Annotated in this window: 21 protein-coding genes and 1 tRNA gene; 19 read left to right on the forward strand and 3 right to left on the reverse strand. The window is 68.3% G+C overall.

Annotated elements, in window-relative coordinates; all coding sequences use genetic code 11:
- The first annotated feature begins 153 nt into the window (after window positions 1–153).
- The 12 genes from Q9G87_RS43305 to araA all read left to right on the forward strand — a co-directional run bounded on the left by Q9G87_RS43305 (window position 154) and on the right by araA (window position 14897).
- A complete protein-coding gene (locus Q9G87_RS43305; RefSeq protein WP_305922446.1) occupies window positions 154–1167 on the forward strand; it encodes a LacI family DNA-binding transcriptional regulator in 1014 nt (337 codons plus the stop codon).
- 76 nt (window positions 1168–1243) lie between these two features.
- Window positions 1244–2230 carry an ABC transporter substrate-binding protein gene (locus Q9G87_RS43310; RefSeq protein ID WP_305922447.1) on the forward strand — a complete coding sequence of 329 codons (987 nt, stop codon included), beginning with the start codon at window positions 1244–1246 and terminating at the stop codon, window positions 2228–2230.
- Window positions 2231–2386: 156 nt separating this feature from the next.
- Window positions 2387–3922: a sugar ABC transporter ATP-binding protein gene (locus Q9G87_RS43315; RefSeq protein ID WP_305922448.1), complete on the forward strand. Its 1536-nt coding sequence runs from the start codon at window positions 2387–2389 to the stop codon at window positions 3920–3922.
- Entirely contained in the window at window positions 3919–4932 is a 1014-nt protein-coding gene (locus tag Q9G87_RS43320) for an ABC transporter permease (protein WP_305922449.1), read from the forward strand. Before Q9G87_RS43315 ends, Q9G87_RS43320 begins: the two co-directional genes overlap by 4 nt.
- The gene (gene yjfF, locus Q9G87_RS43325; RefSeq protein ID WP_305922450.1) at window positions 4929–5912 is read left to right on the forward strand and encodes a galactofuranose ABC transporter, permease protein YjfF; all 984 of its coding nucleotides are present in this window, start codon (window positions 4929–4931) and stop codon (window positions 5910–5912) included. Before Q9G87_RS43320 ends, yjfF begins: the two co-directional genes overlap by 4 nt.
- Before the next feature lie 199 nt (window positions 5913–6111).
- Window positions 6112–7221, forward strand: coding sequence for a multiple monosaccharide ABC transporter substrate-binding protein (gene chvE / locus Q9G87_RS43330; protein WP_305922451.1), 1110 nt, complete (start codon window positions 6112–6114; stop codon window positions 7219–7221).
- 58 nt (window positions 7222–7279) lie between these two features.
- The gene (gene mmsA, locus Q9G87_RS43335; RefSeq protein ID WP_305922452.1) at window positions 7280–8812 is read left to right on the forward strand and encodes a multiple monosaccharide ABC transporter ATP-binding protein; all 1533 of its coding nucleotides are present in this window, start codon (window positions 7280–7282) and stop codon (window positions 8810–8812) included.
- Complete coding sequence (gene mmsB, locus Q9G87_RS43340; RefSeq protein ID WP_305922453.1) at window positions 8809–10068, forward strand: multiple monosaccharide ABC transporter permease; 1260 nt, start codon at window positions 8809–8811, stop codon at window positions 10066–10068. The genes mmsA and mmsB overlap by 4 nt, the downstream gene beginning before the upstream one ends.
- 34 nt (window positions 10069–10102) lie before the next feature.
- Window positions 10103–11122 (forward strand): LacI family DNA-binding transcriptional regulator, encoded by a 1020-nt coding sequence (locus tag Q9G87_RS43345; protein ID WP_305922454.1) that lies wholly within the window; start codon window positions 10103–10105, stop codon window positions 11120–11122.
- A 54-nt stretch (window positions 11123–11176) separates the two neighbouring features.
- Complete coding sequence (gene araB, locus Q9G87_RS43350; RefSeq protein ID WP_305922609.1) at window positions 11177–12796, forward strand: ribulokinase; 1620 nt, start codon at window positions 11177–11179, stop codon at window positions 12794–12796.
- Between the two features lie 2 nt (window positions 12797–12798).
- A complete protein-coding gene (locus tag Q9G87_RS43355; RefSeq protein ID WP_305922610.1) occupies window positions 12799–13446 on the forward strand; it encodes an L-ribulose-5-phosphate 4-epimerase in 648 nt (215 codons plus the stop codon).
- Window positions 13443–14897 (forward strand): L-arabinose isomerase, encoded by a 1455-nt coding sequence (gene araA / locus Q9G87_RS43360; protein WP_305922455.1) that lies wholly within the window; start codon window positions 13443–13445, stop codon window positions 14895–14897. Before Q9G87_RS43355 ends, araA begins: the two co-directional genes overlap by 4 nt.
- On the opposite strand, the gene Q9G87_RS43365 is transcribed toward araA, so the two are convergent.
- Window positions 14894–15241 carry a PLD nuclease N-terminal domain-containing protein gene (locus tag Q9G87_RS43365; RefSeq protein ID WP_305922456.1) on the reverse strand — a complete coding sequence of 116 codons (348 nt, stop codon included), beginning with the start codon at window positions 15239–15241 and terminating at the stop codon, window positions 14894–14896. The genes araA and Q9G87_RS43365 overlap by 4 nt on opposite strands.
- Before the next feature lie 81 nt (window positions 15242–15322).
- On the opposite strand from Q9G87_RS43365, the gene Q9G87_RS43370 reads away from it, so the two are divergent.
- The 3 genes from Q9G87_RS43370 to Q9G87_RS43380 all read left to right on the forward strand — a co-directional run bounded on the left by Q9G87_RS43370 (window position 15323) and on the right by Q9G87_RS43380 (window position 17862).
- The gene (locus tag Q9G87_RS43370) at window positions 15323–16531 is read left to right on the forward strand and encodes an FAD-binding protein (RefSeq protein ID WP_305922457.1); all 1209 of its coding nucleotides are present in this window, start codon (window positions 15323–15325) and stop codon (window positions 16529–16531) included.
- Between the two features lie 89 nt (window positions 16532–16620).
- Window positions 16621–17391, forward strand: a complete 771-nt coding sequence (locus Q9G87_RS43375; protein ID WP_305922458.1) for an LLM class flavin-dependent oxidoreductase — start codon at window positions 16621–16623, stop codon at window positions 17389–17391.
- Between the two features lie 291 nt (window positions 17392–17682).
- The gene (locus Q9G87_RS43380) at window positions 17683–17862 is read left to right on the forward strand and encodes a DUF3224 domain-containing protein (protein WP_305922459.1); all 180 of its coding nucleotides are present in this window, start codon (window positions 17683–17685) and stop codon (window positions 17860–17862) included.
- Window positions 17863–17915: 53 nt separating this feature from the next.
- On the opposite strand, the gene Q9G87_RS43385 is transcribed toward Q9G87_RS43380, so the two are convergent.
- Window positions 17916–19610, reverse strand: a complete 1695-nt coding sequence (locus Q9G87_RS43385; RefSeq protein WP_371825916.1) for a hypothetical protein — start codon at window positions 19608–19610, stop codon at window positions 17916–17918.
- Window positions 19611–19674: 64 nt separating this feature from the next.
- Between Q9G87_RS43385 and Q9G87_RS43390 the strand changes: the two genes are divergently transcribed.
- The 4 genes from Q9G87_RS43390 to Q9G87_RS43405 all read left to right on the forward strand — a co-directional run bounded on the left by Q9G87_RS43390 (window position 19675) and on the right by Q9G87_RS43405 (window position 24790).
- A complete protein-coding gene (locus Q9G87_RS43390; RefSeq protein WP_305922460.1) occupies window positions 19675–21834 on the forward strand; it encodes a DEAD/DEAH box helicase in 2160 nt (719 codons plus the stop codon).
- 316 nt (window positions 21835–22150) lie between these two features.
- Complete coding sequence (locus Q9G87_RS43395; RefSeq protein WP_305922461.1) at window positions 22151–22765, forward strand: hypothetical protein; 615 nt, start codon at window positions 22151–22153, stop codon at window positions 22763–22765.
- Window positions 22749–23999, forward strand: a complete 1251-nt coding sequence (locus Q9G87_RS43400; protein WP_305922462.1) for a TolB family protein — start codon at window positions 22749–22751, stop codon at window positions 23997–23999. Before Q9G87_RS43395 ends, Q9G87_RS43400 begins: the two co-directional genes overlap by 17 nt.
- A complete protein-coding gene (locus Q9G87_RS43405) occupies window positions 23996–24790 on the forward strand; it encodes a TolB-like translocation protein (RefSeq protein WP_305922463.1) in 795 nt (264 codons plus the stop codon). Before Q9G87_RS43400 ends, Q9G87_RS43405 begins: the two co-directional genes overlap by 4 nt.
- A 111-nt stretch (window positions 24791–24901) precedes the next feature.
- Here the strand turns inward: Q9G87_RS43405 and Q9G87_RS43410 are convergent.
- A tRNA-Ala gene (locus Q9G87_RS43410) sits at window positions 24902–24974 on the reverse strand.
- Window positions 24975–24990: the final 16 nt, after the last annotated feature.

Here is a 24990-nt window from a genome sequence, read left to right on the forward strand (position 1 = left end):
AGCGTTAACAACTGCGATTCGGGACAAGTTAAGGACTGGTCGGCGGCCCCGTCAAGAGCCTGGCTCACGTAATCCGACCGTAATCCGGCGACCCTTGACGAGACCGGTTGTTAACGTTCACAGTCGTGGCCAAGCCAGGAAAGGAGTACGGCAATGAGACCCGCCCTGGGGCGCCGCCTGCCGGTCATGGCCGACGTGGCCAAGGAAGCCGGCGTGTCGCATCAGACGGTCTCGCGCGTGCTCAACGATCACCCGAACGTGCGTAGCGAGACCCGCACCCGGGTGCTCGAGGCGATCGACAAGCTCGGCTACCGCCGTAACCTCGTCGCCCGCGCCCTGGTCACCAAGAGGTCGAGGACGCTCGGCGTGGTGAGCTTCGACACCACGCTGTACGGCCCGGCCAGCACGGTGTACGGAATCGAGCAGGCGGCCAGGTCGGCCGGCTACTTCGTCAGCATCGTCAGCCTCAAGTCCATCGACAAGGGCGGCGTCCGCGACGCCCTCGACTACCTGGCCGATCAGGGCGTGGATGGGGTCGTGGTGGTCGCGCCGCAGCGCTCGGCCGCCCGGGCCCTGGCCGACCTGCCGCTCGGCATCCCCACGGTCGCCGTCGAAGGCGGCGAGGCGGGCGATGTGTCGGTGGTCTGCGTGGACCAGGTCGCGGGCGGCAGGCTCGCCACCGAGCACCTGCTGTCGCTGGGCCACGAGACGGTCTGGCATGTCAGCGGCCCCTCCGACTGGCTGGAGGCCGAGGGTCGCGTGGCCGGGTGGCGGGCCGCGCTGGAGCAGGCGGGCCGCGAGGCCCCGCAACCGCTCGCCGGGGACTGGAGCCCGCGCTCGGGATACGAGGCGGGTCGCAGCCTGGCGCGCATGAAGAACGTCACCGCGGTCTTCGTCGCCAACGATCAGATGGCGCTTGGGGTGCTGCGGGCGTTCACCGAGCAGGGGGTGAGAGTGCCCGGCCAGGTGAGCGTCGTCGGCTTCGACGACATCCCCGAGTCGGCGTACTTCTCGCCGCCGCTCACGACCATCAGGCAGGACTTCGACGCGGTGGGAAGACACAGCATCGAGGTGCTCGTACGGCAGCTCGAAGGCGGTCCCGAGGAGCGGCAGCGGCTCGTGGTGCCGCCGACGTTCGTACTCCGGGCCAGCACGGTCCGGGTCTGAGCCGTACTGGAAGGTAGCAGGCGCCGGCGTCCGGTCCCCGGACTGTTAGCGTTCACATCAGAAGGGAATCCCCCAAGTGTTCAAGAGGATCTCGGCGTTGGTGGTCGCCGGTCTCGCCGCGATGTCGGTGGCGGCCTGTGGCAGTGGCGGCAGCACGACTGCCGGCACGAGCGGTGGCGGCGACAGCACGATCACCATGGGCTTCTCGCAGGTCGGCGCGGAGAGCGGCTGGCGGACGGCGAACACCAAGTCCGTGCAGGACGCGGCCAAGAACGCGGGCATCGAGCTCAAGTTCTCCGACGCCCAGCAGAAGCAGGAGAACCAGATCAAGGCCATTCGCTCCTACATCCAGCAGAAGGTGGACATCATCGCCTTCTCGCCGGTGGTGGAGTCCGGCTGGGACACGGTGCTCAAGGAGGCGCAGAACGCGAAGATCCCGGTCATCCTGACCGACCGCGCCGTGGACTCCAAGGACACCTCCCTCTACAAGACCTTCCTCGGCTCGGACTTCGTCGAGGAGGGCCGCAAGGCCGGTAAGTGGCTGGTGGAGGAGTACAAGGACAGCACCGACCCGGTGAACATCGTCGAACTGCAGGGCACGACGGGTTCGGCCCCGGCCAACGACCGCAAGGCCGGCTTCCAGGAGATCATCGGGGCGGAGTCGAAGTTCAAGATCGTCGCTTCGCAGACCGGCGACTTCACCCGGGCCAAGGGCAAGGAGGTCATGGACGCCTTCCTGAAGTCCAACCCGGACATCGATGTGTTGTACGCGCACAACGACGACATGGGTCTGGGCGCCATCGAGGCCATCGAGGGTGCGGGCAAGGTGCCCGGCAAGGACATCAAGATCATCACTGTCGACGCCGTCAAGGACGGCATGCAGGCGCTCGCCGACGGGAAGATCAACTACATCGTCGAGTGCTCCCCGCTGCTTGGCCCGCAGCTGATGGACCTGGCCAAGAAGGTCGTCAAGGGCGAGCAGGTGCCGGCCCGCGTGGTGACCGAGGAGACCACGTTCGACCAGGAACAGGCCAAGCAGGTCCTGTCCACCCGCCAGTACTGATCATCGGACCCCGCCGCCGGCCGCACTTCGGCCGGGCTCCTTTCGAGGGACGCCGGTTGGAGGGCGGGCGGCGGCGCGGCCACCGTCTGTCTGGACGGCGGGACAGAGAAGGCGTAGTGACGAGGCAGAGCAGAGTATGAACACGGAAGGGGCGACATGGCAGTTCCCGCGCCGGTCCTGACGATGAGCGGGATCGGCAAACAGTTCCCGGGGGTGAAGGCCCTGGACAGCGTGGACCTGCGGCTGCTGCCCGGTGAGGTGCACGCGCTCATGGGAGAGAACGGCGCGGGCAAGTCCACCCTGATCAAGGTGCTCACCGGCGTATACCCCGCCGACGCGGGCACCATCGAGCTGGGCGGCGCGCCGGTCGCGTTCGGCAGCCCCCTGGAGGCGCAGCAGGCCGGCATCAGCACGGTCTACCAGGAGGTCAACCTCTGCACGAACCTGTCCGTGGCCGAGAACATCTTCATCGGCCGCGAGCCGCGCCGCTTCGGGCGCATCGACTGGAAGCGCATGCGGGCCAGGGCGAACGAGCTGCTGGCGCGACTGGAGCTGAGCCTGGACGTGTCCGCGCCGCTGTCGACGTACTCGCTGGCCATCCAGCAGATGGTGGCCATCGCGCGGGCGATCGACGTCGAGGCCCGGGTGCTGATCCTGGACGAGCCCACGTCCAGCCTGGACGCGGGCGAGGTCGAGCAGCTGTTCAGAGTGATGAGGCGACTCAAGGAGGAGGGCATCGCCATCCTCTTCGTCTCCCACTTTCTCGACCAGATCTATGAAATTTCGGACCGTATGACGATTCTTCGCAACGGGAAGCTCGTCGGCGAGTACCTCACCCGCGAGCTGAGCCAGATCCAGCTCGTCGCCAAGATGATCGGCCAGGAGCTGGCCGCGCTGGAGCGCCTGCACGGCGAGGCCAAGGTCTTCGACCGCCCTCTGATCGAGGCCCGCGAGCTGGGCCGCACCGGGGCGATCGAGCCGTTCACGCTGACCATCCACGAAGGCGAGGTCGTCGGCCTGGCCGGGCTGCTCGGCTCCGGCCGTACGGAGGTCGCCAGGCTGCTGTTCGGCGCCGACCACGCCGGCACCGGGGAGATCGCCATCAGCGGCTCGTCGGCGTCGTTGCGTACGCCGCGCGTCGCCATGACCCACAAGATCGCGTTCTGCTCGGAGAACCGGAAGGCCGACGGCCTCATCCCCGACCTCACGGTCAGGGAGAACATCATCCTGGCGCTCCAGGCCACCAGGGGCTGGACCAGGCCGGTGCCCCGCGAGCAGCAGGACGAGCTGGTCGGCAAGTACATCAAGGCGCTGAAGATCAGCCCGGCCAACCCCGAGCACCTCGTCCGCAACCTCAGCGGCGGCAACCAGCAGAAGGTCCTGCTGGCCAGGTGGCTCATCCTCGAGCCCAGACTGCTCATCCTCGACGAGCCCACCCGGGGCATCGACGTCGGGGCGAAGACCGAGATCCAGCGGCTGGTGACGGAGTTGTCCGACGGCGGCATGGCGGTGCTGTTCATCTCCGCCGAGCTGGAGGAGGTGCTGCGGCTCAGCCACAAGGTCGAGGTCCTGCGTGACCGGCGGCTGGTGGCCGAGCTGCCCAACGACGACTCTTTGACGACGGACGTGCTGATGGAGACCATCGCGAGCGGTGCGAGCAATGGGAGCGCGAGCGGAGGGCGAGCCTCATGAGACGCCTGCTGTGGCCGGTGGTGGTCCTCGTGCTGCTGCTGGCGCTGAACGTGTTCTTCACGCCCAGCTTCTTCTCGATCGAGGTCAAAGACGGCCACCTGTACGGCAGCCTGATCGACATCCTGCGCTTCGGCGCGCCACTGATCCTGGTCTCGCTCGGCATGACCCTGGTCATCGCCACGGGCGGCATCGACCTGTCGGTGGGCTCGGTGGTGGCGATCTCGGGCGCGCTGGCGTGCCTGCAGATCAGCCAGGACGCGAGCCTGTTCACGGCCGTGGTGTCGGCGCTGGTGTTGTGCCTGGTGCTGGGGGCCTGGAACGGGTTCCTGGTCGCCGCCGTCGGCATCCAGCCGATCATCGCCACGCTCATCCTCATGGTGGCCGGGCGTGGTCTGGCCCAGCTCATCACCGACGGGCAGATCATCACGGTCAACAGCCCGGCGTACAAGGTGATCGGCGGCGGTTACTGGCTGACCGTGCCGGTGGGCATCCTCATCGTGATCGGCGTGCTGGCGCTGACGGCGTTCCTCACCCGGCGGCTGGCGCTGGGCATGCTGCTGGAGTCCGTCGGCGGCAACGCCGAGGCCAGCAGGCTGGCCGGCATCCGGTCGCGCGGGATCATCATCATGGTGTACGCGTTCGCCGCCCTGTGCGCGGGCGTCGCCGGCCTGATGATCAGCTCGAACGTCTCCAGCGCCGACGGCAACAACGCCGGCCTGTGGATCGAATTGGACGCCATCCTGGCCGTGGTGATCGGCGGCACGTCGCTGTCCGGCGGCCGGTTCTCGCTCAGCGGCACCGTCCTGGGCGCGCTGATCATCCAGACGCTGACCACGACCATTTATTCGATCGGCGTGCCGCCGGAGACCACGCTGCTGTTCAAGGCGCTGGTCGTGACGGCCGTCTGCCTCATCCAGTCCCCGTCCTTCCGCGCGAAGGCGTTCCACCGACGCGGGCGAACCGCACCGCCCAGCCCGGCCCCCGAGGAGAAAGTGCGGGTGACCGCGTGACCGCGATAGCCATCGGCCGGACGTCCATTCCGGCCAAGTACCTCCCTGTCCTGGTGACGGCCAGCCTGTTCGCCGCCATGTTCGTGGTGGGCGGCATCCGCTACGAGGGCTTCGCCACCGGGCAGATCATTCTCAACGTCTTCATCGACAACGCCTTCCTGCTGGTGGTGGCGGTCGGGATGACGTTCGTGATCCTGACCGGGGGCATCGACCTGTCGGTCGGCTCGGTCGTGGCGCTGTCCACGATGATCTCGGCGAGCCTGATGGCGGGGCCGGGGTGGCCGCCGTACCTGGTGGTGCCGCTGGTGCTGGCCATCGGGTCCGGGCTCGGGCTGGTGATGGGCTACATCGTGCACGCCTTCGACATCCAGCCGTTCATCGTGACGCTGGCGGGCATGTTCCTGGCGCGCGGGTTGTGTTACACGATCGGAACGGACTCGATCCCGATCGAGGACGCCACGTTCACGGCCTTCGCCCAGACGCGGATCGACCTGTTCGCGGACATGTGGATCTCACCGAGCGTGATCATCGCGCTGGTGGTCGTGGGCGTGGCGGTGTACGTCCTGCACTACACGCGCCTGGGCAGATCCGTGTACGCCACCGGCGGCAGCGAGCAGTCGGCGCTGCTGATGGGGCTGCCCGTGGGGCGGACGAAGATCGCCGTCTACACGATCAGCGGTTTCTGCTCGGCGCTCGGCGGGGTGCTGCTGTCGTTCTACATGCTCTCCGGCTACGGCCTGCACGCCGTGGGCATGGAGCTGGACGCCATTGCGGCGGTCGTGATCGGCGGTACGCTCCTGACCGGCGGCACCGGCTTCTTGCTGGGCACCGTGCTCGGAGTGCTCGTCCTGGGCCTGATCCAGACGATCATCAGCTTCGAGGGCACGCTCAGCTCATGGTGGACAAAGATCTTCATTGGATTGTTGCTCTTCGTCTTCATCCTGCTTCAACGTTTGTTCTCGGCTCGGTCACGCCGCTGACCTGCGTAGAGTGTTACCGGAAAGTTTCCGTGCGGTTATGGTCGGGCGTTGACATAGACTTTGTTAGCGATAACAATCGGCGGAAACGAAACGCGAACTTTGTACTGATTCGTCACGTTCAAGTGATCAAACTCGCTGTTTCATCGGCAGCCGCCGCGTTCCAGCGCTGCCGCGACCCCCATCGCAAGGAGATGCATTCATGAGGTTGGGACGAATCGGGGGCGTGGTGTCCGCCATCGCGCTCGCCGCAACCATGACGGCCTGTGGCTCCAGCCAGAAGACCGTTGACGCCGAGGCCTCCACCTCGGCGTCCGCCGGCAGCGCGGGCGCACTGATCGGTGTCACCATGCCCACCAAGTCGTCGGAGCGCTGGATCCACGACGGCGACAACGTCAAGAAGCAGCTGGAGGCGCTCGGCTACAAGGTCGACCTCCAGTACGCCGAGAACGACATCCCCACCCAGGCCAACCAGATCGAGAACCAGATCACCAAGGGCGCCAAGCTCCTGATCATCGCCTCGATCGACGGCACGGCGATCACCTCGCAGCTGCAGCAGGCCGCCGACAACAAGATCCCGGTCATCGCCTACGACCGGCTCATCCGTAACAGCCCCAACGTCGACTACTACGCCACGTTCGACAACTTCAAGGTCGGCGTGCAGCAGGCCACCTCCCTCCTGAAGGGCCTGGGCGTCGAGGACGGCAAGAAGGGCCCGTTCAACGTCGAGCTGTTCGGCGGCTCGCCCGACGACAACAACGCCACGTTCTTCTGGAACGGCGCCATGTCGGTGCTCAAGCCGAAGATCGACGACGGCACCCTGAAGGTCGCGAGCGGCCAGACGGACTTCAAGCAGGCCGCCATCCTGCGGTGGGACCCCGCCACGGCGCAGAAGCGCATGGAGGACATCCTCACCAAGACCTACACCGGCGGCACCAAGGTCGACGGCGTGCTCTCCCCGTACGACGGCCTTTCCATCGGCATCCTGTCGGCGCTGAAGAGCTCCGGCTACGGCAAGCCGTACCCGATCGTGACCGGCCAGGACGCCGAGCTCCAGTCGGTGAAGTCGATCATCGCTGATGAGCAGTACTCCACCATCTTCAAGGACACCCGCAAGCTCGCGGAGCAGACCGTGAAGATGGCCGACGCCGTGCTCAAGGGCCAGAAGCCCGAGGTCAACAACGAGAAGGACTACGACAACGGCAACAAGGTCGTCCCGTCGTACCTGCTCGACCCGGTGATCGTCGACAAGTCCAACTACAAGGACGTCATCATCGGCGGCAACTACTACACCGAGGACCAGCTCAAGTAAGGGCTTTGGCCCCGGGGACGCCTGCGCGTCCCCGGGGCTGCTCTGAGTGAGGGGCACTATGACCGAGCACATCTTGCGGATGAGCGGGATCACCAAGACGTTCCCAGGTGTCAAGGCGCTGCAGGACGTCAACCTGTCCGTACGGCGGGGCGAGATCCACGCGATCTGCGGCGAGAACGGCGCCGGCAAGTCGACGCTGATGAAGGTGCTGTCCGGGGTCTACCCGCATGGCGAGTACGAGGGCGAGATCACCTTCGAGGGCAAGCGGAGCGAGTTCGGCGGCATCCGCGACAGCGAGCACGCCGGCATCGTCATCATCCACCAGGAGCTGGCGCTCAGCCCGCAGCTGTCGATCGCCGAGAACATCTTCCTCGGCAACGAGCGCGCCAAGCGCGGCGTCATCGACTGGAACCGCACCAACTACGAGGCCGGCGAGCTCATGAAGCGGGTCGGCCTGCGAGAGAACCCGACGACGCCGATCTCCGACATCGGCGTGGGCAAGCAGCAGCTCGTTGAGATCGCCAAGGCGCTGTCGAAGGAGGTCAAGCTCCTCATTCTCGACGAGCCGACCGCCGCGCTCAATGACGACGACTCCGCCCACTTGCTGGGCCTGCTGCGTGGCCTGCGGGACGAGGGCATCACGTGCGTGATCATCTCCCACAAGCTGAACGAGGTCATCGCGATCGCCGACTCCGTCACGATCATCCGCGACGGGCGGACGATCGAGACGCTGGACATGGCCTCGGACCACGTGACCGAGGACCGCATCATCTCCGGCATGGTCGGCCGCGCGCTGGACAACCGTTTCCCGCCCCACGAGTCCACGATCGGGGAGGAGGCGCTGCGCATCGAGGACTGGACCGTCTACAGCCCCAGCCAACCAGGCAGGAAGGTGGTCGACGGAGCCAGTCTCACGTTGCGTCGCGGTGAGATCGTGGGCCTTGCGGGGCTGATGGGCGCCGGGCGCACCGAGCTGGCGATGAGCGTGTTCGGCCGCACGTACGGCGTGCACATCTCCGGCAAGATCTTCAAGGACGGCCGCCCGGTCGAGATCCGCAACGTCCAGGACGCGATCAGGCACGGCATCGCCTACGCCACCGAGGACCGCAAGAGGTACGGGCTCAACCTCATCGAGGACATCAAGCGCAACATCAGCGCGGCCGGCCTCAGAGGCCTGTCCAAGCGGGGCTGGGTCAACGAGAACGAGGAATACCGGGTCGCCGAAGAGTTCCACCGGAGCATGAACATCAAGGCGCCCAGCGTCAACAGCGTCGTCGGCAAGCTCAGCGGCGGCAACCAGCAGAAGGTCGTGCTCTCCAAGTGGATCCTGACCGAGCCCGACGTGCTCATCCTCGACGAGCCGACCCGAGGCATCGACGTCGGCGCCAAGTACGAGATCTACACGATCATCAACCGCCTGGCCGACGAGGGCAAGGCCGTGCTGGTGATCTCTTCTGAGCTGCCCGAGCTGCTGGGCCTGTGCGACCGCATCTACACCCTCTCCGAGGGACGCATCACCGGCGAGGTGCCGCACCAGGAGGCCACGCAGGAACACCTCATGTACTTGATGACCAAGGGACAGGAAAGATGAGTAGCATCACGCCCGCCGACGTGCAGGTCGGCGCCAAGGGCGACGGGGGAGCGCCACGGCAGCCGGGACGGGTGTCGCTCGGCGGACTGTCGCTGAACCTGCGTTCGAGCGGTATCTACATCGCCTTCGCGCTGATCATCGCGCTGTTCTCGGTGCTGACCGACGGCGCCCTGCTTCAGCCGCAGAACATCTCCAACATCATCGTCCAGAACTCCTACGTCCTGATCCTCGCGATCGGCATGATCCTGATCATCATCGCCGGGCACATCGACCTGTCGGTCGGCTCGGTGGTGGCGGTCACCGGGGCGCTGGCCGCCGTGCTCATGGTCAACATGGGCATGCCGTGGCCGCTGGCGCTGCTCATCACGCTGGTGGCCGGCGCGCTGATCGGAGCCTGGCAGGGCTACTGGATCGCGTACTTCGGCATCCCCGCGTTCATCGTGACGCTGGCCGGCATGCTGCTGTTCCGGGCGCTGACCCTCACCGTGCTCGGCAACCAGGGCATCGGCCCGTTCCCCGACCAGGTCCGCACGCTGGCCAACGGCTTCACCAACGGCTACCTCGGCAACATCGGCCTCGGCCCGCTCGGCGGCGCCGACCTGTTCAGCCTCCTCATCGGCCTGGTCGCGATCGCCGGCATGGTGACCTCGCAGTGGCGCACCCGGGGCGCCCGCAAGGGCTACGGCCAGTCGGTCGAGCCGATGGCGCTGTTCGTGCTGAAGATGGCGGCTGGGGCCGCACTGATCCTCTTCCTCGTCGTGCAGCTGGCCCGCTTCAAGAACCTGCCGTGGGTGCTGGTGCTGTTGGCGGTGCTGGTGCTGGCGTACTCGCTGATGGCCAACCGCACGGTCTTCGGCCGGCAGATCTACGCCATCGGCGGCAACCTCCAGGCGGCCGTCATGTCCGGCGTGAAGGTCAAGTCGGTGGTCTTCTGGATCTTCGTGAACATGGGCGTGTTGTCGGCGATCGCCGGCATCATCTTCGCCGGCCGGCTCAACCAGGCGGGTCCGACCGCGGGTAACAGCTTCGAGCTGGACGCCATCGCCGCGGCCTTCATCGGCGGCGCGGCCGTCCAGGGCGGCGTCGGCAAGGTGGTCGGCGCGATCACCGGCGGCCTGATCATGGCGGTCATCAACAACGGCATGTCCCTCATCGGCTCCCCGAGCGAGCGGGTCATGCTCGTCAAGGGCGCCGTGCTCCTCGCCGCTGTCGCGTTCGATGTCTGGACCAAGCGCAGGGCAGGCGCGTCGCGATAAGTAAGATCCTCGGAGCCCCGCGAAAGGAGAGACCGTGACCACCCCCAAACGTCGCCTCCCGGTCATGGCCGACGTGGCCAGGGAGGCAGGCGTATCGCATCAGACGGTCTCCCGGGTGCTCAATGACCACCCGAACGTCCGGCCCGGCACCAGGGCCAGGGTGGAGGAGGCGATCACCAGGCTGGGCTACCGGCGCAACCTGGTCGCCCGCGCCCTGGTCACCAAGCGGTCCCGGACGCTCGGCGTGGTCAGCTTCGACACCACGCTGTACGGCCCGGCCAGCACGATCTACGGCATCGAGCAGGCGGCCAGGACCGCGGGCTACTTCGTCAGCATCGTGAGCCTGAAGACGATCGACGCCCACAATGTGCGCGACGCCATCGACTACCTCACCGAGCAGGGCGTGGACGGCGTCGTGGTGGTCGCGCCGCAACTGTCCGCCACGGCCGCTCTGGAGGGGCTGCCGCCCGGCATGCCGGCGGTGGCGGTCGAGGGCACCACCTACCGGGCCGACGTGTCGGCGGTCTGCATCGATCAGGTCGAGGGCGCCAAGCTCGCCACGCGGCACCTGCTGGAGCAGGGCCACGAGACGGTCTGGCACGTCAGCGGCCCGCCGGAGTGGCTGGAGACCGAGGGCAGGCTCCAGGGCTGGCGTGCCGCCCTGGAGGAGGCCGGTCGGCCGGTGCCCGAGCCGCTGGCCGGTGACTGGAGCCCGCGCGCCGGTTACGAGGCGGGCAAGAGCCTGGCCGCGATGGACGGCGTCACCGCCGTCTTCGCGGCCAACGACCAGATGGCGCTCGGCGTGTTGCGCGCGCTCGGCGAGCTGGGCGTGCGGGTCCCCGAGCAGATCAGCGTGGTCGGCTTCGACGACATCCCCGAGTCCGAATTCTTCTCGCCACCGCTCACGACTGTCAGACAGGACTTCGACGTGGTAGGCAGGCACTGCATCGAGGTGCTGCTGCGGCAGATCGATGTGGGCCACACCGCGTTCGAGCGACTGGTCGTGAGGCCCAGCTTCGTGGTGAGGTCGAGTACAGCCTGTGCCGGTAGATGATGGGCATGCCCCCGGAAACCCCCTCTGGAGTTCAATGTGAACGCTAACAATTACGTGGTCGGAGTCGACTTCGGCACGCTGTCCGGGCGTGCGGTCGTCGTCCGCGTGAGCGACGGCGCCGAGCTGGGCAGCGCCGTCCACGAGTACACCCACCGCGTCATCGAGCAGACCCTCCCCGGCTCCGGCGTGAAGCTGGGCCCGGACTGGGCGCTGCAGTCGCCGCAGGACTGGATTGACGTGCTCAAGATCGCCGTGCCCGCGGCCATCGCCGCCGCCGGCGTCGAGCCCGAGCAGGTCATCGGCATCGGCACCGACTTCACCGCCTGCACCGTCCTGCCGGCCACGGCCGACGGCACGCCCCTGTGCTTCGAGACGCCCGAGCTGCCGCACGCCTGGCCGAAGCTGTGGAAGCACCACGCCGCGCAGCCGCACGCCGACCGGATCAACGAGCTGGCCGCACGCCGCGGCGAGAGCTGGCTGCCGCGTTACGGCGGCAAGATCTCCTCCGAGTGGGAGTTCGCCAAGGGCCTGCAGCTGCTGGAGGAGGCCCCGGACGTCTACGCCCGGACCGAGCGCTGGATCGAGGCCGCCGACTGGATCATCTGGCAGCTCACCGGCGTCGAGAGCCGCAACATCTGCACCGTCGGCTACAAGGGCATCTTCCAGGACGGGGCCTACCCGTCGGAGGAGTTCCTGGCCGAGCTGAACCCGGGCTTCGCCGGCTTCGTCGGCAAGCTCGCCACCGGCCAGGTCGGTGAGGACATCAACGGCGTCACGGTCGCCCCTCTCGGCGGACTCGCCGGCCGGCTGACCGATCAGGCCGCCGCGTGGACGGGCCTGCCCGAGGGCGTCGCCGTGGCCGTCGGCAACGTGGACGCCCACGTCACCAACGCCGCCGCCGACGCCGTGCGGCCCGGCCAGATGGTGGCCATCATGGGCACCTCGACCTGCCACGTCATGCCCAGCGACCAGCACGCCGAGGTGCCCGGCATGTGCGGCGTCGTACGCGACGGCATCGTCCCGGGCCTGTGGGGGTACGAGGCCGGTCAGTCCGCGGTCGGCGACATCTTCGCCTGGTTCGTGGACACCTTCGGGACCGACGGGCACGAAGCACTCACGGCGCTGGCCGAGAAGCAGGCGGTGGGCCAGCACGGGCTGGTGGCGCTGGACTGGTTCGGCGGCAACCGCTCGGTGCTCGTGGACCACAACCTCTCCGGCGTGATCATCGGCCAGACCCTGGCCACCAAGCCGGAGGACGTCTACCGCGCCCTCATCGAGTCCACCGCGTTCGGCGCCCGCATGATCGTGGAGACCTTCGAGAAGTCGGGCGTGCCCGTCGAGGAGTTCATCGTCGCCGGCGGCCTGCTCAAGAACCCCTTCCTCATGCAGGTCTACGCCGACGTGCTGCGCCGCCCGCTGTCGGTCATCGGCTCCGACCAGGGGCCCGCGCTCGGCTCCGCCATCCACGCGGCCGTCGCCGGCGGCGCCTACCCGGGCATCGAGGAGGCCGCGGCGGCCATGGGCAAGCGCACCGAGGCCGCGTACGTGCCCGACGAGGCCCGTGCGGACGCCTACGACCGGCTCTACGCCGAATACCGCAGGCTCCACGACTTCTTCGCTGACGGACAGATGCTGCACACGCTGCGCGCGATCAGGAACGAGGCCCACGCGTGAACATGAGAAAGATCGTCGCGGACCTGCATGCCGAGCTGGTCCGCTACAACCTTGTCGTCTGGACTGCTGGAAACGTTTCCGGCAGGATCCCGGGCGAGGACCTGTTCGTCATCAAGCCGTCCGGGGTCTCCTACGACGAGCTGACGCCGGAGAACATGGTCGTGTGCGACCTCGACGGTAACCTCGTGGAGGGCGAGCACGCGCCGTCCAGCGACACCGCCGCGCACGCCTACGTCTACCGCAACATGCCGGACGTCGGCGGCGTCGTGCACACCCACTCGACGTACGCCTCCGCCTGGGCCGCCCTCGGCGAGCCCATCCCGTGCGTGCTGACCGCGATGGCCGACGAGTTCGGCGGCGAGATCCCGATCGGCCCGTTCGCGCTGATCGGCGACGACTCCATCGGCCAGGGCATCGTCGAGACGCTCAAGGGCCACCGCTCGAAGGCCGTGCTCATGCAGAACCACGGCGTGTTCAGCATCGGCAAGGACCCGAAGTCCGCGGTGAAGGCGGCCGTGATGTGCGAGGACGTGGCGCGTACCGTGCACGTGGCCCGCCAGCTCGGCACCCCGCTGCCCATCGCGCAGGACGACATCGACCGCCTCTACGACCGCTATCAGAACGTCTACGGACAGAGGAGCCCGCGTTGAAGATCTGGTTTCTGACCGGCAGCCAGGGACTGTACGGCGAGGACACGCTGCGGCAGGTGGCCGAGCAGTCGCAGCGTATCGCCGAGCAGCTGCCCGTCTCCGTCGAGTGGAAGCCCGTGCTCACCGACGCCGCCGCGATCCGGCGGATCATGCTCGAGGCCAACGCGGACGACTCGTGCGCCGGCGTGATCGCGTGGATGCACACGTTCTCCCCGGCCAAGATGTGGATCGCCGGCCTCGACGCGCTGCGTAAGCCGCTGCTGCACCTGCACACCCAGGCCAATGTCGAGCTCCCGTGGAGCACCATCGACATGGACTTCATGAACCTCAACCAGGCCGCCCACGGCGACCGCGAGTTCGGCCACATCCAGACCCGCGTGGGCGTGCCGCGCAAGACCGTCGCCGGGCACGTCAGCGACCCGGCGGTGGGCGAGCGCATCATGACCTGGGTGCGCGCCGCGACGGGCCTGGCCGAGGTCCGCACGCTCAAGCTCGTGCGTTTCGGCGACAACATGCGCGACGTGGCCGTCACCGAGGGCGACAAGGTCGAGGCCCAGCTGCGCTTCGGCGTCTCGGTCAACACCTACGGCGTCAACGACCTGGTCGAGGCCGTGGACGCGGCCTCGGACGCCGACGTGACGGCGCTGGTCAAGGAGTACGCCGAGCAGTACACCGTCGCGCCCGAGTTGCTCAGCGAGCGCAACGAGTCGCTGCGCTACGCGGCCAGGATCGAGCTGGGCCTGCGGAGCTTCCTCGAGGCCGGCGGCTACAAGGCGTTCACCACCAACTTCGAGGACCTCGGCGGCCTGCGCCAGCTCCCCGGCCTGGCCGTGCAGCGGCTCATGGCCGACGGGTACGGCTTCGGCGGCGAGGGCGACTGGAAGACCTCGGTCCTGCTGCGCACGCTCAAGGCCATGACGCCCGGCGGCACCTCCTTCATGGAGGACTACACCTACGACCTGACGCCCGGCAATGAGCTCATCCTCGGCGCGCACATGCTCGAGGTCTGCCCGTCCATCGCGGCCGGCACGCCGTCGTGCGAGATCCACCCGCTGGGCATCGGCGGCAGGGAGGACCCGGTCCGGCTGGTGTTCGACGCCGAGCCGGGGCCCGGCATCGTCGTGGGCCTGGCCGACATGGGCGACAGGTTCCGCCTGGTGGCCAACGAGATCGACATCGTGGCGCCGCCGCAGCCGCTGCCCAAGCTGCCGGTGGCCCGCGCGGTCTGGAGCCCCCGCCCCAACCTGCGGACGTCCACGGAGTCGTGGCTGACCGCCGGCGCCCCGCACCACACGGTGCTCTCCACGGCCGTCAGCCGCGAGGAGCTGACCGACTTCGCCGACATGCTCGGCGTGGAGCTGCTGGTCATCGACGCCGACACCACGACCGAGCGGTTCACCAAGGAGCTGCGCTGGAACCAGGCGTACTACCGCCTGGCCCAGGGCCTCTAGTCCTCGTCGGCGGGTTTCTTCGGGGCGTTCCTGCGCTGCTCCTCGGCACGTTCGCGGCAGCGGCGCAGGAACTCCTCGTCGTCGTCCGGGTTGGTCGCGGCGAACCGGCCCGGGCGGTCGTACTCGGGAAACGCGCTGGGCCGCGTCGGCGTCTCCGTCCGCTGCGGCCGCCCCGCCACCAGCCAGATGATCGAGCCGACCAGCGGGAACAACAACACGATCACCACCCACGCGATCTTGGGCAGATTACGGCAGAGCGTGTCCGGAGTGGTGATCACGTCGAAGAGGCAGTAGAGCCAGAGCACGAGCGTGACCAGGCCGAGAGCCTGGGACAGATAGAGCACGGCACACCTCCGTCAGCGGGTCATGAAACTAGCGACACCCGGGCCGGGCTGACAAGGTGCGCGCTGTGGGAAGGTAAGGCCGTGACGCTGACCAACTGGGCGGGAAACACCGCATTCCGGGCACGAGACGTTCATCACCCGACCTCGCTCGACGAGCTCCAGCGGCTCGTCTCGGCCAGTTCCCAGGTGCGGGCGCTGGGGAGCGGCCACTCGTTCAACGACGTCGCGGACACCACCGGCGACCTGGTGGTCCTCGATCGGATGCCGGACGCCGTGGAGATCGACAGCGCGGCGGCCCAGGTGCGGGTGCCCGCGCGCATGACGTACGCGCGGCTCGCGCCGATCCTGCACCAGGCCGGCTTCGCGCTGGCGAACATGGCCTCGCTGCCGCACATCTCCGTGGCCGGCTCGGTCGCGACCGGCACGCACGGCTCCGGCGACACGATCCAGGGGCTGGCCGCCGCCGTGGCGTCGCTCGACCTCGTCACCGCCGACGGCTCGGTGCTCACCCTGTCGCGCGGCGACGCCGACTTCCCCGGCGCGGTGGTGGCGCTGGGCGCCCTCGGCGTCGTGACGTCGCTGACGCTCGACCTGGTGCCCGCCTTCGAGGTGCGCCAATACGTCCGCGAGGGCCTGTCCGTCGACGCGCTCGCCGACTTCGACGAGATCATGTCGAGCGGCTACAGCGTCAGCCTCTTCACCGACTGGCGCGACACCCGCGTCTGGCTGAAGCGCACCGAGGAGCTGACCAGCCCCGACTGGTACGGCACCCGCCCCGCCGACGCCCCACGCCACCCGCTGCCGACCATGCCGGCCGACAGCTGCACTCTCCAGCTCGGCGTGCCGGGACCGTGGCACGAGCGCCTGCCGCACTTCCGCCCCGACTTCGAGCCCAGCGGCGCCGGCGACGAACTGCAGTCGGAGCTGATCCTGCCAAGGGAGCACGCCGTCAAGGCGCTCCGCGAGCTGTACGCGATCGGCGACAGGATCCGCCCCGTCCTGCAGATCTCGGAGGTCCGCTCGATCGCCGCCGACGACCTGTGGCTCAGCCCCTTCCGCGGACGCGACAGCGTGGGCATCCACTTCACCTGGGTCAAGGACCTGGCAGGTGTGCTGCCGGTGCTGGAGTTGGTGGAGGAGACGCTGGCGCCGTTCGACCTCCGCCCGCACTGGGGCAAGCTGTTCACCCGGTGGCCGTCCTGCCCGGACCGGTTCCGCTCGCTGGCGCGGCGGCTGGACCCGGCGGGCACGTTCGCCAACGACTTCACGCGGATACTTCTGGGGGAGTAGTCCGCCCCGGGCGGCTGCACCGCCGGATGTAGCCGGTCACCGGCCCCCGGGACGATGTCATCGGGGTGCCGGTCGGCGATCGTTAGGGCATGACCGATCACCTGTTCAGGTTCGGCGCGGTCGCCGGACACGCCCCCGACTGGACCGGCCTGGCTCGCCGGGCCGAGGACCTCGGCTACGCCACGCTGCTGGTGCCCGACACGCTCGGCACCCTCTCGCCCTTCGCCGCCTGCGCCACGGCCGCCGCGGTCACGACGAGTCTGCGCGTCGGCACGTACGTGCTGAGCGTCGCCAACCGCACCCCGCGCGCCATGGCGTGGGAGACCGCCACCCTGCAGACCCTCACCGGCGGCCGGTTCGAGCTGGGCCTGGGCGCAGGCCGGCCGGACGCCGAACGCGACGCCGCCGAGCTCGGCGTCAGGTTCGGCACGCCGAGCGAGCGAATCGAGCGGCTCTCCGAGACCATCGACGCCGTCAAGGACGTGCCCATCCTGCTCGCCGCCTCCGGCACCCGGCTGCTCAGGCTGGCCGCGGCCAGGGCCGACACGGTCGCTCTCGGCGTGCCCCCACAAGCCACGGAGGAGCAGGTGGCGGCGAAGCTGGACGAGCTGTACGAGCTGGCCGGCGACCGCTTCGACGATCTCGAGCTCGGCATGAACCTCGCCGCCGCCGGCACCGAGCCGCCCGCCTGGCTCGGCTCCCTCGACGACACCGCCACCGGCGTGCTCCGGGGGACGCCCGGCGAGATGGCCGACGTTCTGCTGCGGCGCAGGGACCGGCTCGGGGTCTCGTACGTGTCGGTGAACGCCCAATGCCTGGACGCCTTCGCGCCGGTGGTGGAGCGCCTCACCGGTACCTGACGGAAGCTGACAGTTGACCTGCACCTCGCCCTGTAGGGACGAGGATTCCCGTGCCGCCTTCGACGGCAACCCACGGCTTGGACGCCATGGGTTATGGAACGGGGTGCTTGACGCTTCACCGACCGGGCAGCCCCGAAGCCTCCACGTCCTGAGACGACCAGCCCGGCCGCCTTGTTCCATAGCAGTGATCTCCCGCGTGGCTTGGTTATCGCTCACTCGTTCGACCATCGCCGATGGTAGACCCGGCCGCGTTACTGCTGCAAGTGATTTCGCGGATTCTGGTTTCCCGTTGTGCGATCCGGCAGTTTCGTCGTCCAGCACAACGCGGTGAGCGACCAGGGCGAGCAGTCGCTGCGCATTTCCGTGGTGCCGGACTCGGCGACGGGGGAGTTGCGCGGCCTGAGGGGCGAGATGGGCATCGTCATCGGCCCGGATGGCGGCCACTCCTACACCTTCGACTACCGGCTCTGATCCAGCAACGTACCGACCGGCCGGTACGTTGCGGGAGAGGAGTGCCGCCGCGCTCAGGTCACATCGAGGTTGAACAGGAACCCCATGGAATCCTCCCGGATGCGTTCGACGGTGTCGTAGAACAACCGGGCCGCCAGGTCCTTGTAGTGGGCCCGCGGGTCCTGCGAAGGCTCAGGGACGAATCCGACGGACAGATATTCCAGCGCGATCAAGTGCTCCCGCCATGCTCTGTCGGTGACCGAGATCCACACCCGGCGCGCCACCTCGGCGGCGAGGTCCTCGCCGAGGTCGTGCCGACGGCGCCGTAAGGCCGCCTGCGCGTCGGTCCGGACACGTTCGATGACCTGCTCCCGCTCGCCGGTCAGGTCGTCTTCCGTCAATCGTGTGGGGTACAGATCGTGCAGGTGCCGGTGGAGGCCATGAGCGTCCGGGTGAAACATGGCCACATAACGGTCGACGACCGAGTCCAGCGTCCCCGGCACCCAGTCGCCGTCCTCGCCGTGCAGGGCCGCCCTCCGGCGCGCGTAGATCGTGTCCCGCTGCATGCGGCGCACTTCCGTGAATTCGAGCAGGTCAGCGATCCATTGGCGAGCGGAGCGTGCGGTCGGGCCGTCCGGAGCGGGGAGGACGTCGTCGTCATGCGTGATCATGACCACCGTCGCTCCGGCGAGAGCGTCCAGCATCGACGCGTGCGGGCCGGCCGTCGGCGACAGGCCGACCAGCGTGTCGTAGGTCCGGTAGTAGTCCCAGGGCAGGGTCTCTCCGAGCGTCTGGGTCTCGTCGGTGATCTCGAGCCCTTCCTTCGCCTCCAAGGCATGCCGGATTCCCGCAGGAACATCACCCACGACCGCGCCTTTGCGAACGGTGTAGTCGCGGTTCACGTGGTAGCAGTGGGCCGCCACGAGTGCCTCCTCCACCCGGCGGCGCCGGATGAGGGTGAGAGGGTGCACACCGTGATCCAGACCCAGATGATCGAGGCCACGCGGGGTCAGCCGGGCCTGCCGTCCGGAGACGTGGAAGTGTTCGCCCGGCCGCAGGTATGGCACATGCTCACGGGAGTCGCGATATTGGTCCGGCCGGCTCTCGGTGCGGCTGACGACAGCGGGGGACCTGCCGTGCTGGATGAGGATGTCGTCGATCCCATCGAGGATCGCGACCTGGCGGCCCCGCTGAACATACTCGTCGACCTGCCATGCCAGGTGGTCCCGCACGTAGTCGTAGCACAGCTCGTAGGCCGGGCTGTAGAGAACATCCGCCCCATACGCCTCCTTACGTTCCTCCGGCGTTGACCGGTCGGCGAGGAGCGCTGCTCGCAGCCCCAGGCGGTCGTACATCGGGGTGAACCGTTCGAAGTCCCGATCGGCAGGCTGCAGGCCGGTGACGACGTGCACGTCCGAATGCCGCACGGCGTAAACGCACGCGGCCAGCGCGGCCGCCATGGACCTGCCGGCGGCGTCCTTCACATCCGCGACACAGCCGTCGCAGAGCACGGCCGCGGCCGTCAGGTGCGCGGGGCGGACCGGCCCGAGGCTTGCCCGGACGGCCGCCTCCCGCGCCAGCGCCAAGGCCTCTACCGTCATGTCCGTACCCGACCCGAGCCGGCGGCGCAGGCCAGACATGGCCGCAGGAAGATCGACATGAGTGAGCTCGTCCTGCTCCTCCACGCCCGCCATCACACGCGCACACCGATCTGGCGTCCAATCTGTCGCCATGGCCGTATGAAACCACCGGCGGCACCATCGCTCCATCCCTCAGTTCGCCGCGGCACGCGCCGATCGCCGCAGGCGTCCTCTAAGCGCTACCTTCTGGCCTATGGAGTCATGGTCCACGGGGGACGTCCGGAGCTTGTTACGCCGGGCGGTGCGGCTGGCCGGCGACGCGCGGGAGCTCCTCGCCGAGCATGACAAGGCGGCGGCGGAGGTCCGTGCCGCGCTCGAGCCGCTGCGCGGGCGGCAGGCCCGGGCGGAACTCGCCGCCATGCCAGTTTCCCGGCTGAAGGACGTCACCGGCGGACGGCTGCGATTCGGGGCGTTGGAGGAGGCCGGCTACACCACCGTGGTCAGCGTGCTCGACGCGACGGCGTACGAGCTGCAGAAAGTGCCCGGCGTCGGGCCGCAGACCCGATGGAAGGCGCAGAGAGCGGCCCAGCGCATCGCGCAGGCCGTGCGCGACTCCAAGATCGCTCACATCGACGTCGAGAACCGGGACGCCGACACCACGCGGTTGCTCATCGCCCTGCACCGGTCGGTCGTCGCCGGTCCCGACCTGCCGCGTGCTCGGCACACTGCCGAGGTGGTCGTGCAGCGGCTCGACCGGTTGATCCCGCACGCCCGGCCCCTGAGCAACTGGTTACGCAGAATGTTCTCGGGAAAGCGGCGCCGCGCCAGGGCCGAGGAGGCCACGGAGCGGATCGCCGGCCTGCTGGCCGACGAGACCGAGACTAGGCTGCTCATCGCCCAGGCCACCACCGATCTGCTGCGGCCGTTGCCGGATGGGACGCAGGCGTGGATCGACTTCGAGATTCGCGCCGCCGACTACTACAACCTCCTGGCGGAGCTGTCCGCCCTCGCCGCGCCGGACCGGGCCGCCGCGGAAGGGTTTCTGCCTGCAGACCTGGCGGAGCAGGTCAGGGAGCAAGAGCTCGACGACAGTCTGCGGCGGGTTTCGCTCCGGGGATACCAGGCGTTCGGCGCGCGGTTCGCGCTCGTCCAGCGCCGGGTGATTCTCGGTGACGAAATGGGATTGGGCAAGACGATTCAGGCCATTGCCGTTCTGGCGCACCTGCACGCCAACGGCACGACGCATTCCCTGGTGGTGTGTCCGGCGAGCGTACTGATCAACTGGCTGCGGGAGATCGAGGCCCGCAGCTCCTTAAAGGCCTATCGGCTGCATGGCGATGAGCGGCCCCTGGGGCACGCCGCCTGGCGGGAGAACGGCGGGGTCGCGGTCATCACGTTCGACGGGCTGCACCGGCTGGACCTCGTGCCGCGGGTGGGGATGCTCGTCGTGGACGAGGCGCACTACGCCAAGAACCCGGAGACCCGCCGCTCCAAGGCGGTGGCCCGGTGGTGCCGTGTGGCCGGGTGGGCGCTGTTCATGACCGGCACGCCGATGGAGAACCGGGTCGAGGAGTTCCGCGCTCTGGTGGATCACCTGCAACCCGGGTTGTTTTCCAAGATCGAGCTGGGCGACGGGATCGAACGGGCGCAGGAGTTCCGTCGCGCCGTCGCGCCCGTCTACCTGCGGCGCAACCAGGTGGACGTGGTGACGGAGCTGCCCGAGCTGGTCCACGTGGACGAGTGGGAGGAGTTCAGCGCCGCCGACGCCGCCGCCTACTGCCAGGCGGTGGAGTCGGGGTCGTTCATGGCGATGCGCCGCGCCGCGTACGCGGTGCCGGAGCGGTCTGCCAAGCTGGAGCGGTTACGCGAACTGGTCGACGAAGCGGCTCGTACCGGGCTCAAGGTCGTCGTGTTCTCCTATTTTCGCGATGTTCTCACCACCGTTGGCGCGGCCATCGACTCGCCGATTCATGGGCCGCTCCGTGGCGACCTCGGACCCGAACGCCGCCAGGCGGTGGTCGACGCTTTCACAGCGGCGCGGGGGCACGCGGTGCTGCTCGCGCAGATCCAGACCGGCGGGGTGGGGCTCAACCTGCAGGCGGCCTCGGTCGTCATCATCTGCGAGCCGCAGGTCAAGCCGACGGTGGAGAGCCAGGCCGTGGCCCGCGCCCACCGCATCGGCCAGGTGCGCCGGGTCCAGGTGCATCGGCTGCTCACGCCCGGCAGCGTGGACGAACGGCTGTTGCGGATCCTCTATGCGAAGGCGGAGCTGTTCGACGCCTACGCCAGGCGCAGCCACCTCGCCGAGTCCACGCCCGAGGCAATCGATGTCTCGGACGAGGCCCTGGCCGAGCGGATCGTCAAGGAGGAGCAGGAACGCCTCACCGCCGCGGCGAAGCCTGCGGAAACGTAACATCCCGTCGGAGTGATCCGATGGCCGGTCAGCTGGTCCGACGATCTTCCGCCGCGGCGCCTCCTTCCGTACGATCATCCACGTGTCTGGCACTTGGACCGGCTTAGCACGCCGCTCCCGTCGCTCCCGAGCCGGCCGATGCGCCGCGGCGTTCCTGCTGGTTGCCGGCTGCGGGGTCTATGCCCTGTGGCCGGCGAGCGTCACGAATGAGCCCATCCTGTACGGGGCGCCGGTCCACGACGAGGGTTGGGCGCTTTACCTACGATCCGGGCGCAGCCTAGAGCTCGGCGAGATGCAGGCAGACGACCCTCTCATCGTGAGCGGCGACGGTCACACGATCGTCTACGTCCAGAGCAACCGCGTGCAGGCACGCGACCTGCGGGACGGAACGGTCCACGACCTCGCCGACGCGGGCCGCCTTACCGACCTGCACGTCTCCTTCGACGGCCGGGATGTCACGGTCTCGTACCGGGATCGCACGCTGATCGCGAACCTCCGGACCGGCGAGCGCCGCACGGTGCCCGATATCTGCAGGGTGTCCGGCTTGTCCGCCACCGTCATGTGGGGTGCGCCCGGCTGCGAACGCCGTGGGGAGGACGCCCGGCTCGTGACCGTGCGGCGCGATGGCACGGGGGCGTTCGTCGGCAAACTGACCGGCGGGCTGGTATCGCCGGATCTGCGGCTTGTGGCGTCATATGACTTCGACGGCGTTCTGATCAGCGACGCCACATCCGGCAAGAAGATCAAATTGATCAAGAGAGAGAATCCCGGCGTCATCGCCTGGTTCAACGATCACGAAGTCATCGTCGAAGGATCGCCGTACCAGCTCATCGACGTCAGGACGGGCGACAAGCGCCACGACCCGGCGCTGCCGGACGAATGGATCCCTTACCTCACGTGGCCGGGGGCGGGTAATGACTGGCTGGGCTGAACGGAAGGCACGCGCCGCGTCCCTGCTCGCCGGCCGATCGGCGGCGAGACTCGCCAGGGGCAGCGGCACCCCTGCCAGCTATTTCCGGATGTTTCGCCGCTTCCTGTCGCCGCTGCGTCTCTGGGACGCGCCTGCCTGGGGCCGTGGACTGTCCCGGCGGCAGCGGGCGATCCTCGTGGCGACGCTGCATGAGGGATGGGACGAGGAGGACACCGCCGAGCTGTGCGGGTTGAGCCCGGCCAAGGTACGAGCGCTCGCCGTACCGCAGGAGGAAAGGGCGGCGCTCGCCGCCCGGCTTCGGGAGGCGGCCACGACGCCGGGACCGGCGCCGGCGCGCTTCCCGAAACTCATCGCCTGCCTCTGCCTGCTCGGTGCCGCCGGCTCGGCTGCCGTCGTCCCGCTCGCATCTCCAGCGCCGCTGCCGGTTCTGCCCGCCGTGGCAGCCGAGCCCATTCGGTACGGCATGCGCGTCCGGGAGGAGCTGTTCCCCGAACGGATCGAGCCGTTCGCCTCAGCGGATCCGTCCGAAGGATGGCTGGTGGTCGGCACGTCGGGACGGCGCTGGCGGCTACCGGACGCTCTCCCGCAAACCGACGTGCAGGTGAGCCCGGATGGCCGCAAGCTCGCCTACTACAGCCTCGCCCGGATGCAGGTGGTGATCCAGGACGTCATGACCGGTGCGATCATTCCCGTTCCGACCGCCTTCTACAAGGCTGCCCTGGCTTTTTCCGCCGACAGCCGCTACCTGGCCATGGAACAAAGGGGCGACGTGGTCGTCACCGACGTACGGTCGGGCGTCGTCACGCGCATACGGGTCGACGAGTTGCTCCTTGGCTGGGCGGGCGATCATCTGGTGGTGAGCTACTCCTACGATGGGATCAAGGTCCTGGCCTTGGACGGCTCAATGATCGCCAAGCTACGGGCATCGGAACTGGATTCTCACTGGCAGCTGGCCGTTTCGCCGGATGGCGAGGCGGTCGCCGTGCCTTCCGGCGGGCGTGTCCTGATTCTCGACCACGACGGCAAGGTGATTCGCAAGGTCGACGCCGACCTGCCGCCGACCGCCGAGCTCAGGCGCGTCTATCGATGGGTGGGATCTGGCGAAGTGCTGCTCTATGCGCCTGGATACGGTTCAGCCACCGTCTACCTCATGGACGTGCTCACCGGCGCGACTCGGCCGGTCGCGCACGCTCCGCAGGTGGCCGAGCATGACATCACGATCGGAGCGGTATGAAGGTCCGGCTCGCCCTGGCGGCACTCCTGCTGACGGCCTGCTCTTCCGCCGCCCCCGAGGATCCGCGCCCGTTCGCGCCTACGCAGTCCCCCGTCCGCTGGGTCCGCACATCAGGTATCGCCCGCCTCGCATCCGGCCAGGACGTGGCGATCCCGAGCGTCGCGAAGGTCGTGGCCGTGAGCCGCGATGGTCATCGCGTCGCCTACATCGACGACGCCTCGGACCGTTACGTCGCGCTCGACCTGCGTACCGGTCAGATCCGGAAGCTCAACGCGAAACCGGTAGGCCGGGTCATGGCGCATGAGCCGCACCTGGCCATCTCGGGCGACGGCGTGTTCTTCGCCACCTCGCCTGCGGAGGTCGCGGAAACCACGATCACCAACTTTGATACCAGCGAGACCAGGATCATCACGAATGTCTGCCGGCTCTACGGCGTGACCGCTTCGGGGGTGCTCGGCACGCGGGACTGCGAGGGCGACAGCGACCTGCGCTGGGTCTCTCCAGGCAAGAAACCGCGCGTCTTCGAGCTCCTCAACCGCAACGACGAACCGTCGCTCTCACCCGATGGGAAGTTCATCGCGGTTCGAGGCTTCACGCTCATCGACTTCGCGACCGGCGAGGCGGTGCAGGACTTTCCGATCCCGGCCACCGCTCAGTGGCTCGATGCCGACCACCTCCTGGCCAGGACCGACAACGGCTATTACGCCGCCGATATCGGAACCGGCACCCTCACCAAACTCACTGTGGACGCGCCCCCGTGCGCGACGGTCCTGTTCGGCCGGTGGCAGTAGCGGCCCCTTTAATCGCCATCTGGGCACACCAGGCAGTCTTCACCCGCATAAAGATCAAGGGCTGCCGGACCAGCGAGATCGCTTACCGACCGCCCTTTGACGACGATGTTGTGGAGCTATGGGGATTCGAACCCCAGACCTCCTCCATGCCATGGAGGCGCGCTACCAACTGCGCTATAGCCCCTTGCCACGTACGAGTT

Source organism: Nonomuraea turcica, from assembly GCF_030718205.1.
Lineage (GTDB): Bacteria > Actinomycetota > Actinomycetes > Streptosporangiales > Streptosporangiaceae > Nonomuraea.